Origin of the sequence: Aliidiomarina shirensis (assembly GCF_003987345.1) — a bacterium.
Classification (GTDB): Bacteria; Pseudomonadota; Gammaproteobacteria; order Enterobacterales; family Alteromonadaceae; genus Aliidiomarina; species Aliidiomarina shirensis.
The window spans coordinates 37,781-49,856 of the sequence record NZ_PIPP01000003.1 but is presented as its reverse complement, the minus strand read 5'-3'; the positions used below and the strand labels follow the sequence as shown (position 1 = coordinate 49,856).

The following is a 12,076-nucleotide window of genomic DNA, read 5'->3' as shown; positions in this document are numbered from 1 at the left end:
CCATTCATTTTAAGAATAAACAAACCTGAATGAAGTTCATGTAAGTGTGAATTTCATTATATAAAAATTAGAACGAACACATAACGAATAAAAGTAGGTAAACAAATGACCAAGCCAGTAGTATTAAGTGGGTGCCAGCCTTCTGGGCAATTAACCATTGGTAATTACATGGGAGCATTGCGCCAGTGGGTGAGCATGCAAGATAGCCATAATTGCCACTTTATGCTGGTTGATTTACACGCCATCACCGTGCGCCAAGATCCGCAAGCACTGCGTAACGCAACGCTTGATGGCCTTGCGCTATACATGGCGTGTGGGCTTGATCCAGAGCGCAGCACCTTGTTCTTACAATCGCATGTGCCAGAGCATTCTCAGCTCGCATGGATATTGAACTGCTACACGCAAATGGGCGAGCTTAACCGCATGACCCAATACAAAGATAAATCGCAGAAACAAGAATCGAATATGAACGCGGGTTTGTTCACGTACCCAGTTCTGATGGCTGCCGATATCTTGTTGTACAACGCGCATGAAGTGCCAGTGGGCAATGATCAGAAACAACACCTTGAGCTGGCGCGTGACGTAGCGGCCCGTTTCAATAATATTTATGGTGATGTATTCAAAGTGCCAGAGCCGTTTATTCCGCAGCACGGCGCGCGTATTATGAGCCTGCAAGATCCAACCAAAAAGATGTCAAAATCAGATGATAATCCCAACAACTACATTGGGTTATTAGAAGAACCGAAAAAAATTGCCAAGAAAATTAAACGTGCGGTAACTGATTCTGATGAGCAAGCACGCATTTACTTCAACCCAGAAGAAAAGCCTGGCGTTTCTAACTTGCTCACCTTACTTTCGGGTGCCACTGGCCGCAGTATCGATTCGTTAGTGCCCGAATACGAAGGCAAAATGTATGGTCACTTAAAAGGTGATGTTGCCGATGCGGTAGTAGCCTTTTTAGAGCCAATGCAACAACGCTTCCACGAGATCCGTAGCGATGAAGCCATGATGAATGCAGTACTCGCCAAAGGCGCCGGCAAGGCCCGTGAAGTGGCAGCCGAAACCGTGCGCCGTGTTTACGATGCGGTAGGGTTTGTGCTTCCTCGCTAAGTTTTGCTAGCTGGTTCAGTGCAATCCTCCAAGTCTTTTAGGAGCTCATTAATTTTAATATGTAGAGCTTCCGAGGCTTTCATCTGTTGGTACATATGGTAAGCGTTATATTGCCAAGGGATGGGAACAATCAGGAAAGGTATAAAGACAAATATGACTTTAGCGGCCTCCCACCTGGCCGCGGAGCCAGTTTTTATTGAAGCCTTGCTCGTGTAATCACTGTTCTGCGGTGGCCACTCACCCGTTTTAAACACCCGGATGGTAAACCAAGTGTTGCGTAGAAATACAAAATAGAGAACTATGGTGATCGTCGCCGCATAGATCGCGAAAGCGCGAAAAACACCGCGTTCAGCCTGAATTGGATCGGAATCGAATAGTTCTAATGAAGTAAATGCTAAATGCTTACTGTAAATAAAAGCACCTACTAAAATAACCGCAATAGTAACGATCTCGATAGCTAACCAGATATTGGCTTTTTGAGGTGGAGTGTAATAAGCCACTATTTCGGTTCCCTTCGTTAATTTCTCAATTAAGGTTTGGGTAATATGTCATAAAGATATTCTGGCATTTTATCTGCGGGCATTGGCCGCGCATATAAGTAACCTTGCGCAAGATCACAGCCTAGTGATTTCACCAATTTATCTTGTTCAATAGTTTCCACGCCCTCGACCACAACAGTTAACCCTAAGCTGTGGCCGACATTAATAATGGCTTTCATGATGGCCATATCGCTTTCGTTTTCCATGGCGTGCACTAAAAAGCTGCGATCAATTTTAAGGCTGCATACCGGTAGTTTACTTAAATAAACAAGCGATGAATAACCAGTGCCGAAATCGTCTATGGATATATGCACGCCCGCATTCTTCAGCGTTTCTAACTGCCCGATTTGCACATTATCACCGCCAATAACTTCATTTTCTGTGAGTTCCACCCCGAGTTGAGAAGGGCGTAACTCGTGTTGGTGGAGTGTTTTTAATATTTGCTCTGCCAAATTCGGGTTGGTGAGTTGCTTACCCGATAAGTTGATATCAATTCTCACGTTTTCAAGCGCTGTGCCTTTCCAGGCAACAAGCTGTTGGCAGGCCGCTTCAATAACCCAATTACCAATGCGATTAATTAATCCCGATTTCTCCGCTACTGGAATGAAAACATCGGGCGGTATGGGTTGCGAGTTGTTATCGGAGCAGCGCAGCAAAGCTTCACAGGAAAGAATATGGCCATCATTTAAATCAATTTGTGGTTGAAAATATAGCTGCAAGGTATCGTCAGAAAGTGCATTGTGCAGAGTCATGGCGATTTTTTGATAATGGTGGAGCCGATCATTTATATCTGAGGTGTAAAAACAAACGCTGTTTTTGCCTTTATCTTTGGCTTGATACATAGCCGCATCGGCGTTTCCCAATAGTTCAGACACAGTTTCGCCATCATTCGGAAACAGGCTGATGCCGAAACTAGCCGTAACTTGATAGAGTAAACCATCTATTTTAAAGCCACGATCAAGTGCTTTGTTTAGGCGATGACAAAGCTCGGCAATGCCCTCAATACCATGGTAATCAACCAGTAAAAGTACGAACTCATCTCCACCAAATCGACTAATGAGATCGCTACTGCGTGTTTCCGCTTTTAAACTTTCAGCAACTGCGCATATCAGTTCATCGCCATAATGGTGGCCTAAGGTATCGTTGATAATTTTAAAGTTATCTAAATCTATAAACACCACAGCCACTTCGCTATTTGGCCGTCGCTTTGCTTCTTCAATCCGAACCTCTAGTTCGAGTTCCATCAGCCGACGATTAGGGAGTTCGGTAAGATCATCGAAGTTTGCCATCCAATGCAGTTTTTCTTTCGCTTTCTTTTGTTCTTGCAAGCTAATGTCAATGCAGAACATCTCACATTCGCCTGTATCTTGCTTAATCATTACATGGCTCGAAAACACAGGAACAAGATGACCATCTTTGTGCTGCAAATCCAGCTCTTGCGCTGGAATGCTTACGTTATTATCTAACCAGTTTTGATGTGCATCGATTACACCCTCGCGCATATGGTCAGGAATAATCAAGTCTTCTAACAACCGCCCCTCAGCTTCTTCACGGGTGTAACCATAAATAAGCCGGCTCGCATCGTTCCAATAAATTACCCGGCGCTGCTTATCGTAGCCTTGAACCGCTACCATAGGCATGCTTTCAATCAGCTCATAAAATTTTTGTTCACTATTTTTGAGGGAGTGCGGGGAGCGTTGTTCCTTACGAGCGGACGAACGAGGAGATTTCGCGCCAAGTTTATCTGGCATTCAATATGCCTCCTGTGGGATTTGGCGAAGTGAAACAATTACACGGTTTCTTAGTATGTGGGTAAGTATAGGAGGTATGCCTGAGATAGCAAAAATCCTGATTTGCGCTGCTGCGTTACGACTTCTTATCGTTTAGGAGATCGCATGATTCATTGGCTTTTTTCCTAGATTCTAGCCCAGAATAAAAAAAGAGCTGAACGCCGGTGTGGTGTGGTTTCGGGGTGGCGTTCTCAATAAGTGACCAGCGCCAGAATGAGAGCGCTACGCGCGCGTTGTGCTCAAATATGTCGGTTGGGTAGCTCTGCACAACCTCAATATTTGTGGGGCGCCCAGTTTTATTGATGGTAAACGAGAGGATCACGCAGCCAGATTGCCCATTAAGGCCAGCTCCCAACGGGTAAACAGGCATGGTTTTGCGTTCCAGCGCCCAATTTTTACCATACATTATCGGGCTATCTGTAGTGTCGAAATATTCCATATCCCTTGGTGTATAAGGCGATGCGCAGCCCGCAAGATATAAAACACTCATTAGCAGTAAAGCAAATCGTTTCATGTGAACTCCCTTTCGCCTGAGCACTATCCATAAAGTTATTTTAATTTACCCAGTTTTCAACGTATGAGCAATCCTTCAAATCTTTGGGCAAAACCGAAAAAAGTTGAGCTAGAAGTAAAATTAGAACCATAATGGGGCAGGCAAAACCGCTGATAAGAATGACAACGGAGGATAATATGGGCTTTGGATTATCATTGATTGGCTTAGCTGTAGTGCTAATACTTGTGGTTTTAGGGGTTGTTAAAGCTATTGAAATTATTGGAAATAAGAATAAAAGGATTAAATAGATGTCGGTAAGGAAGAACATAACAATTATAGGTGGTTTGGTAGTTGGTACTTTTGTATTACTACTAACTTTTGGTAGTTTCTACACGGTAGATGAAGGCGAACGCGGCGTTGTAGTGCGTTACGGTAGCGTGGTTTCTGTTTCTGAACCGGGCTTGCACTTTAAGATTCCATTGGTAGATGCGGTGCGGAAAATTTCAACGCAAGAGCAGGTTGAAATGTATCAGCGTATGGAAGCGTATAGTAACGATCAGCAGCCAGCGGTAATGAATATTTCTGTACGCTATCAAATTGATAATAGCCGAGTAGATGAGGTGTATCGTAACTTTGGTACGCGTCAGGCTCTTATCGATCGTCAAGTTACGCGGATTGTTTTAGAAGAAGCGAAAACGGTGTTGGGGCAATTTAATGCGGCAACATCCATTCGGGAACGTGGCCGTTTAAATGCTGAAATGGCGCGGGCTGTGCAGAACTCGGTAACCGGCCCTGTGATCATCTTGGGTGTGCAAGTGGAAGATGTTTCTTTCAGTGCCGCGTACGAAGAAAGTGTTGAGCAGCGCATGTTAGCTGAAGTTGCCGTTGAGCGAGAGCGTCAGAACTTGGAGCGTGAGCGTGTTGAAGCGGATATCGTGCGCACGCGTGCAAGTGCAGAAGCCGATAGAGTGCGCGAGCAAGCGGCCGCAGAGGCCGATGGTATTCGTTTACGGGGTAGCGCAGAAGCGGCTGCTATTCGTGATCGTGCCGCGGCATTGGCTGATAACCCGCTACTCGTTGAATTGGTAAAAGCGGAGAAATGGGATGGCAAGCTGCCAACCACCATGCTGCCAAACTCGACAGTGCCGTTTATTGAAGCGAATAAGCCGGCGAGCGGTCAATAAGTTGCAGTATGCAGTATTGAGTGAATGAGAAGAGGCCCTACGGGGCCTCTTTATGTTTTACAATCATTGTGTACATTTGCTGAATTAACCGTAGAATATCCGACCAATTTTATGGTTGATATTGTGCTTGGACACTAACTACTTATGAGTTTATTAATCGCGTTTGCGTTGCTCTCGATTCTTGTTTCATTTATCTGTTCAATTCTTGAGGCGGCATTATTATCGATTACTCCTAGTTTTATCGCGCAGCAAAAGGCTGAACGGCCAAAACTGTATGAAAAACTCAAAACCTTAAAAGATAAAATTGATCAGCCGCTTGCAGCCATTCTTACGTTAAACACAGTTGCTCATACAGTGGGTGCAACAGGTGTAGGTGCCCAGGTAGCGGTAGTATTTGGTGATGGTTATTTGGGCATTGCCTCGGCAATCATGACGATTCTCATTTTGGTGTTATCTGAAATTGTACCGAAAACTATTGGTGCCCGTTATTGGCCGCAGTTGGCGCCAATCCTACCAAGCACTTTGAATGCGATGATTATTATCCTTAAGCCATTTATCTGGCTTTCTGATCAACTGATGAAAGTGTTTGGTGGAGGCCATCATCAACATGATTTACGCCAAGAAATAAAAGCGCTTACCGTTCTTGGTCGAGAAATGAAAACGCTCGATGAAGATGAGCAGCGTGTTATTGCGAACATTCTTGATTTACACGATATCAAAGTACGCGACATTATGACGCCAAGAACTGTGTGTGAATCGGCACGGCCAACCGATACGTTAACTGATTTTGCGGAACGGGTTCGAGTAGGGCAGTTCTCGCGGTATCCGGTGTTAGGGGATAATGAAGAGCCGTTGGGCATCATTTTTCGCTACGATATGCTCAATATCACTTCGGAAACAGTTGTGGCTGATTTGATGAAGCCGGTAAAGGTTGTATCGGACAAAACAAATGCTGAAGAGCTCATGGCACAGCTTATTCGTGAGCGACAACACATGTGTTTGGTTTACGATGAGTATGGAACTTGGCTTGGTGTGGTTACCATGGAAGATGTGTTGGAAACCATTATTGGCCAGCCGATTATGGATGAAACCGATGACATTCCGAATATGCGCCGTTTTGCAAAACGGCGTTGGGAACATAGATTAAAAAGCCTTTCCGATGATTAACTGAGTAGCTTAATAAAAAGGAGCCTTTCGGCTCCTTTTTTGTTTCTGCTGGTCGGTATTAGAACTGGTAACTAACACCTACGGCAAAACCATCGAGGTCGCCCATACGAAGCTGGCCGGTTGCGGCAAGATTTTCGGTTAGGAACAGGCGAGTGCCCACGCTATAAGATGTAAGGCTTTCACGATCGAAATCGATATAGCTTACTTCCGTGTTTACTTCTACGCGAGGCAGAATCATAGCGCGTACGCCACCGAAGGCACCCCATTCGGTTGTAGTGTCGCCGTCGCCGGTCCAATTTCCGTCTGTACCTGGGCCATAATTAGTTTTAATGTGGCTCACTTGCGGGCCTAGATAGGCAGCAATAGGTTGGTTTTCACCAAAAATGAAACCTAAGCGCGCCGTAGCAATTTCTAGGTTGGCATTCGCAACACCAGCCCAATCACCCGATACTTCGCCATAGTTTAAAGCGAGGAAGCTATATCGGCCTAACCGGCCCGATAATTCTGCTTCATACCCATCGAAAGTAGTTTCTGCTTCATCGAGCTCAACGTACCGTGCTTCTAGGTATGAGAACGAAGGTGTATCAGCCAAAGCTACTGTAGTTGTGAAACCTAGTGCTAGGGTGCAAGCAATCGTAAGCGTTTTAATTTTCATGATATAGATCCTTTTGTGAGTTGTTCTCCAACGCTCAAGCATTCGTTACGAACTGAAAGTGAAATACTTGAGTTGAGCTTCATGCTACGCCTATACCCCTTTAAATACAGGCGGTCCGGTGTAAAGTTTGGGTTAAACGAGAGGTTAAATTACGCTTACTTTACAAAAAGCTAGGAAAGCGCTGAGAAAAACCCATTGATCATTGCTTGCATGGCTATTTTTATTTGGTTAGCCTGCGCTTTCAAAAAGCGTCTTTGGGCTCCAGCTGGGAGCTTTAACTATGAGCAAAGAAAACACACATGCTATTAATGCTCGATAACTACGATTCTTTTACCCACAATCTTGTGCGGTACTTTGAAGAACTTGGCCAAACCGTAAAAGTGGTTCGTAACGATGCCCTTAGCGTGGCCGATATTCGTGCGTTAAAACCTGCCGCATTGATTATTTCGCCGGGGCCGTGTACCCCAAACGAGGCTGGCGTTTGTTTAGAAGCAATTGAACAACTTGCAGGCGAGCTACCTATTTTAGGCGTGTGCTTGGGCCATCAAGCGATTGGCCAAGTGTTTGGTGCTGAAGTAGTGCGGGCGAATGAAGTGATGCACGGTAAACTTTCAAAGGTACAGCACAATGGTACCGCGTTGTTTGCAGATATGCCGATGCATTTTAATGTGGTGCGTTATCATTCCCTAGTGCTGCGTGAGGGCAGCATGCCGGAATGTTTAGAAGTAACCGCGCGTGTTGCTGATCAGAACATGAGTCCAGAAATTATGGCGCTGCAACATCGCTCACTTCCAATTTACGGCGTGCAGTTTCACCCAGAATCGGTATTAAGCGATTTTGGCCACCAAGTATTGGCGAATTTCTGCAAATTACTCCCAGGTTTGAGCACGGAACAACAAAAGGCGCTCGAATCGGGGAGCCGAGAACCGCTTCCGCAGCGGGTTTAGTTATTAAAACGAAAAAATTTTCATATTGAAAGCGCAGAATAAGTATCAGATGTTGTGGGCGCAGAGCTGTGCATCTGTGTGTGCCTCTTACATGAATATGCATACTTATGCGGCTTACACGCAAATCTAATTTTGACCCGTTAAATCCTTTCACCTCGAGTGCTTGCAAGCACAGACATTTTCCGCTGAACATGCCATAATAGCGGCCATCTGTACTTGTCTGTACAATTTAAAAAGAAGCCTAAAAGAAGTTCAAAAAATCAAACTAGAAAGCCTTTTAGTGTTTTAAAAACACGATAAAGAAGTAGCTTTATGTACCATAGATTGCGCCGCCAAATTTTATTCCGCGAGCGCTACAAAGGAGAGATTCTGAATGTCTGATGTTATGCCAGTTACCCGTGCGTTATTCGATGAAGTGATGGTGCCAAACTACAACCCAGCGGCAATTATTCCAGTGCGCGGTGAAGGTTCACGTGTATGGGATCAAGATAATCGTGAGTATATCGATTTTGCTGGCGGTATCGCTGTTAGCTGCTTAGGTCACTGCCACCCGGCGATGGTGAACGCACTTACTGAGCAGGCCAATAAATTGTGGCACTTGAGTAACGTATTAACCAACGAGCCGGCACTTCGTTTAGCGAAGAAGCTGACCGATGCCACATTCGCCGAGCGCGTATATTTTGCTAACTCAGGCGCTGAAGCGAATGAAGCGGCACTGAAATTAGCCCGCCGGTATGCATTAGAAGTGCACGGTGAAGAGAAGCAAGAAATTATCGCGTTCCATAAAGGTTTCCATGGCCGCACATTCTTTACCGTAACTGTGGGTGGCCAGGCAGCTTACTCTGATGGCTTCGGTCCGAAGCCGGGTGGCGTTCAGCACGTTGAATTCAACAATCTTGAAAGCTTAGCGGCGGTGATGTCGGATAAAACTTGTGCAGTAATGATTGAGCCATTGCAAGGTGAAGGCGGTGTTGTTCCGGGCACGAAAGAATTTTTAAAAGGTGTACGTGAGCTTTGTGATAAGCACAATGCAGTGCTTATTTTTGATGAAGTGCAGAGCGGCTTTGGCCGTACCGGTACTTTATATGCTTACGAGCAAACAGGTATCACACCAGATATTCTTACTACGGCAAAAGCACTAGGTGGCGGCTTCCCAATTGGCGCGATGTTAACTACCGCTGAAATTGCTGCGCATTTGAAGCCTGGCACGCACGGCAGTACCTATGGCGGTAACCCATTAGCTTGCGCTGTTTCTGAAGCGGTGATGGATGTAGTGAACACTAAAGAAGTATTAGCTGGCGTGAAAGATCGTGAGCAGTGGTTCCGCGATGCACTGCAAAAAATTAACGATAAATACGATGTATTTGAAGAAGTTCGTGGCCAAGGCTTACTGCTTGGTGCGGCGTTAAACGAAAAATACAAAGGCAAAGCGCGTGAGTTTTTAGTGGCAGGCGCAGAAGCAGGCGTTATGGTTTTGGTTGCGGGTATGGATGTGATTCGCTTTACACCTTCGTTGGTGATTCCAGAAACCGATATTGCGCAAGGTATGGCTCGCTTTGAAGAAGCCGTAGCGAAAGTGGTTGCTGCCAATAGCTAAGGCGAGCAAGCACAAGCGAACGAATTTAAGGAATATTTATGTTGGTGATTCGGCCAATCGCTGAAGGCGATTACGAAGCCCTTTATAACTGTGCAGTGGAATCGGGCCATGGGTTCACTTCACTGCCAGTTGATGAAACGCTATTACGTAGCCGTATCCAGCGTGCGCAAGAAGCTTTCGCAAAAAGCTCGGTTGAACAACCGGGCGAAGAAGGCTACTTGTTCGTAATGGAAGATACGCGCAATGGCGATATTGTGGGTGTGAGTGGTATTGAAGCCGCGGTGGGTTTAAGCAGCGCCTTTTACCATTACCACTTGGGCAAGGTGGTGCATCATTCGCCGAAGCACAATGTTTATAACGCGCTACAAACGCTAACCTTGTGTAACGATTACACCGGTGTAAGCGAACTGTGTACTTTGTTTTTACGAGAACCTTATCGTAAAGGCCGCAACGGCCGAGTGCTTTCGAAATTCCGCTTGCTGTTTATGGCGCAGTTTAAGGAACGTTTTGCCAAGCAAGTGATTGCTGAAATGCGTGGTGTTTCCGATGATGCTGGCCGTTCGCCGTTTTGGGCGTGGTTAGAAAAGCATTTCTTCACGATGGATTTCCCCAGCGCTGATTATCTTACTGGTGTGGGCGAGAAAACCTTTATTGCTGAGCTTATGCCGCGATTCCCAATTTACGTGAACATGCTCGATCAAGCAGCGCAAGAAGTGGTGGGCAAAGTGCACGGCAATACGTTGCCGGCGTTGAAACTACTGCAATCAGAAGGTTTCCGTTACCGCGGCTATGTGGATATTTTCGATGCTGGCCCTACGGTGGAAGCTGAGGTTAGCCAATTGCGCTCAGTGCGCAACAGCCGTTTAATGAATGTGCAAATTGGTCAGCCGGAAGTAAGCGAAACCATGCTGATTTGTAACACGCGTGTGGCCGATTTTCGGGCCTGCCAAGCCGATGTGAACTGCTGTGGTGATAATGTGATTCTTACCCAAAAACAGGCGGATGCATTACATGTAAGTGTAGGCGAGCAAGTGCGCCTTGTTGCTCTATAGAAGCACTTTTGCACGAACAACAGAGAGGATTTGAAATGAGCTCTACTGAAAAATCATTATGGATAGATGGCCTATGGGTTGCCGGTGAAGGGGTTGAAATGACCTCAATAGACCCTGCCAAAAATGAAACGGTATGGCGTGGCCGAGCTGCCACGGCTAGCCAAGTTGATGCGGCAATGAAAGCAGCACGGGCTGCGTTCCCTGCATGGTCGCGGAAAAGTTTTGAAGAGCGTTTGGCCATTGCTAAGCGTTTTTCTGAGTTGCTAGAAGAAAATAAAGAACGTTTAGCCTTGGTTATCGCCAAAGATACCGGCAAGCCATTGTGGGAAACCCGCACAGAAATTGGCGCTATGGTAGGTAAAGTAGCGATTTCTGAACGAGCCTATCACGAGCGCACTGGCACCGTAGAAAACCCAATGCCAGGCGCCAAGGCATTTATTCGTCACAAGCCACACGGCGTTGTTGCGGTATTTGGCCCGTATAATTTCCCTGGCCATTTACCCAACGGCCACATTGTTCCGGCATTGCTTGCGGGCAACGTGGTGGTATTTAAGCCAAGCGAGCTGACGCCATATTTTGCCGAAGAAACAGTGAAACTATGGGAAGAAGCTGGCTTACCTGCGGGCGTATTGAACTTGGTACAAGGTTTCGTTGAAACCGGTAAAGCCATTACTTCGCACCCAGAAATGGATGGCTTATTTTTCACGGGGTCTTCTACGACCGGTAAGTTACTGCACGACCAGTTTGGTGGCCGTCCTGATAAAATTCTTGCGCTTGAAATGGGTGGTAACAACGCCCTGATCGTTAAAGGCGTTGAAGATATTGATGCTGCGGTACACAACTTGGTGCAATCGGCGTTTATTACCAGTGGCCAGCGCTGCACCTGTTCGCGCCGTGTGTTCATTGAAAATAGTGAAAATGGCGATGCCATTTTAGCGCGCTTCTTAGAAGTAACTGGGCAAATTCAAGTGGGCGATTACGATGCCGACGATCAGCCATTTATGGGCGCTATGATATCTGCTAAAGCTGCGGCAGGTATGGTTTCAGCTCAAGAAGCGTTATTGGCTGCTGGCGCAAAATCATTGTTGAAAATGGACCAGCCTGATGCCAAAAAAGGTTTTGTAACCCCAGGTATTCTTGATGTAACCACTATCAATGAAATGCCAGATGAAGAGCATTTCGGCCCATTGGTGAAAGTGTATCGTTACAACGATTTCGATGCGGCAATTGCGGAAGCGAACAACACGCGCTTTGGTTTATCGGCAGGCTTGTTAGCCGATGAGCGCGCGGATTGGGAGCAGTTTTTCACCCATATTCGTGCTGGAATCGTGAACTGGAACAAGCCTATTACGGGGGCCAGCAGTGCTGCGCCGTTTGGTGGTATTGGTGAAAGTGGTAACCACCGCCCAAGTGCTTACTATGCGGCTGATTACTGTGCTTACCCGGTAGCTTCTGTGGAAGCCGATAAGGTAGATTTCCCGGATACCCTGAACCCAGGTTTACGGTTTTAGTAGTGCCGGTATAGGCACAGCTTACGTACAG

The 12,076-nt window shown here is 46.1% G+C and carries 12 protein-coding genes; 8 read left to right on the top strand and 4 right to left on the bottom strand.

Features of this window, described 5'->3' with window-relative positions; translation table 11 throughout:
- Positions 1-105: 105 nt before the first annotated feature.
- On the top strand, positions 106-1,110 hold the full coding sequence (gene trpS / locus CWE13_RS07680) for a tryptophan--tRNA ligase (RefSeq protein ID WP_126807451.1): 1,005 nt from the start codon (positions 106-108) through the stop codon (positions 1,108-1,110).
- Here the strand turns inward: trpS and CWE13_RS07675 are convergent.
- The 3 genes from CWE13_RS07675 to CWE13_RS07665 form a co-directional block, all read right to left on the bottom strand.
- Entirely contained in the window at positions 1,107-1,610 is a 504-nt protein-coding gene (locus CWE13_RS07675) for a hypothetical protein (protein WP_126807449.1), read from the bottom strand. The genes trpS and CWE13_RS07675 overlap by 4 nt on opposite strands.
- A 29-nt stretch (positions 1,611-1,639) precedes the next feature.
- Positions 1,640-3,400 carry a putative bifunctional diguanylate cyclase/phosphodiesterase gene (locus tag CWE13_RS07670; protein WP_126807448.1) on the bottom strand — a complete coding sequence of 587 codons (1,761 nt, stop codon included), beginning with the start codon at positions 3,398-3,400 and terminating at the stop codon, positions 1,640-1,642.
- A 115-nt stretch (positions 3,401-3,515) separates the two neighbouring features.
- The gene (locus tag CWE13_RS07665; protein WP_126807446.1) at positions 3,516-3,953 is read right to left on the bottom strand and encodes an energy transducer TonB; all 438 of its coding nucleotides are present in this window, start codon (positions 3,951-3,953) and stop codon (positions 3,516-3,518) included.
- A 131-nt stretch (positions 3,954-4,084) separates the two neighbouring features.
- Here CWE13_RS07665 and CWE13_RS12510 point away from each other — a divergent pair, with 131 nt between their 5' ends.
- The 3 genes from CWE13_RS12510 to CWE13_RS07655 all read left to right on the top strand — a co-directional run bounded on the left by CWE13_RS12510 (position 4,085) and on the right by CWE13_RS07655 (position 6,283).
- A complete protein-coding gene (locus CWE13_RS12510; protein WP_157980947.1) occupies positions 4,085-4,240 on the top strand; it encodes a hypothetical protein in 156 nt (51 codons plus the stop codon).
- Positions 4,241-5,116, top strand: a complete 876-nt coding sequence (locus tag CWE13_RS07660) for a prohibitin family protein (protein ID WP_126807444.1) — start codon at positions 4,241-4,243, stop codon at positions 5,114-5,116.
- Positions 5,117-5,260: 144 nt separating this feature from the next.
- Complete coding sequence (locus CWE13_RS07655) at positions 5,261-6,283, top strand: CNNM domain-containing protein (protein WP_126807442.1); 1,023 nt, start codon at positions 5,261-5,263, stop codon at positions 6,281-6,283.
- Positions 6,284-6,341: 58 nt separating this feature from the next.
- Here the strand turns inward: CWE13_RS07655 and CWE13_RS07650 are convergent, their stop codons facing one another.
- Positions 6,342-6,938, bottom strand: coding sequence for a hypothetical protein (locus CWE13_RS07650; RefSeq protein ID WP_126807440.1), 597 nt, complete (start codon positions 6,936-6,938; stop codon positions 6,342-6,344).
- Between the two features lie 299 nt (positions 6,939-7,237).
- Here CWE13_RS07650 and CWE13_RS07645 point away from each other — a divergent pair, with 299 nt between their 5' ends.
- From CWE13_RS07645 to astD, 4 genes are all read left to right on the top strand, one after another.
- Positions 7,238-7,885, top strand: a complete 648-nt coding sequence (locus tag CWE13_RS07645) for an anthranilate synthase component II (protein ID WP_126807438.1) — start codon at positions 7,238-7,240, stop codon at positions 7,883-7,885.
- A gap of 385 nt (positions 7,886-8,270) precedes the next feature.
- Positions 8,271-9,482: an aspartate aminotransferase family protein gene (locus CWE13_RS07640; protein WP_275540872.1), complete on the top strand. Its 1,212-nt coding sequence runs from the start codon at positions 8,271-8,273 to the stop codon at positions 9,480-9,482.
- Positions 9,483-9,520: 38 nt separating this feature from the next.
- Positions 9,521-10,534, top strand: a complete 1,014-nt coding sequence (gene astA / locus CWE13_RS07635) for an arginine N-succinyltransferase (RefSeq protein ID WP_126807435.1) — start codon at positions 9,521-9,523, stop codon at positions 10,532-10,534.
- A gap of 35 nt (positions 10,535-10,569) precedes the next feature.
- On the top strand, positions 10,570-12,045 hold the full coding sequence (astD, locus tag CWE13_RS07630) for a succinylglutamate-semialdehyde dehydrogenase (RefSeq protein WP_126807433.1): 1,476 nt from the start codon (positions 10,570-10,572) through the stop codon (positions 12,043-12,045).
- Positions 12,046-12,076 lie beyond the last annotated feature (31 nt).

Coding starts and splice junctions, on each gene's coding strand:
- CWE13_RS07650 (WP_126807440.1), bottom strand. CDS start 6,938: ATGAAAATTAAAACGCTTACGATTGCTTGCACCCTAGCACTAGGTTTC.
- CWE13_RS12510 (WP_157980947.1), top strand. CDS start 4,085: ATGGGGCAGGCAAAACCGCTGATAAGAATGACAACGGAGGATAATATG.
- trpS (WP_126807451.1), top strand. CDS start 106: ATGACCAAGCCAGTAGTATTAAGTGGGTGCCAGCCTTCTGGGCAATTA.
- astD (WP_126807433.1), top strand. CDS start 10,570: ATGAGCTCTACTGAAAAATCATTATGGATAGATGGCCTATGGGTTGCC.
- CWE13_RS07640 (WP_275540872.1), top strand. CDS start 8,271: ATGCCAGTTACCCGTGCGTTATTCGATGAAGTGATGGTGCCAAACTAC.
- CWE13_RS07660 (WP_126807444.1), top strand. CDS start 4,241: ATGTCGGTAAGGAAGAACATAACAATTATAGGTGGTTTGGTAGTTGGT.
- CWE13_RS07665 (WP_126807446.1), bottom strand. CDS start 3,953: ATGAAACGATTTGCTTTACTGCTAATGAGTGTTTTATATCTTGCGGGC.
- CWE13_RS07655 (WP_126807442.1), top strand. CDS start 5,261: ATGAGTTTATTAATCGCGTTTGCGTTGCTCTCGATTCTTGTTTCATTT.
- astA (WP_126807435.1), top strand. CDS start 9,521: ATGTTGGTGATTCGGCCAATCGCTGAAGGCGATTACGAAGCCCTTTAT.
- CWE13_RS07670 (WP_126807448.1), bottom strand. CDS start 3,400: ATGCCAGATAAACTTGGCGCGAAATCTCCTCGTTCGTCCGCTCGTAAG.
- CWE13_RS07645 (WP_126807438.1), top strand. CDS start 7,238: ATGCTATTAATGCTCGATAACTACGATTCTTTTACCCACAATCTTGTG.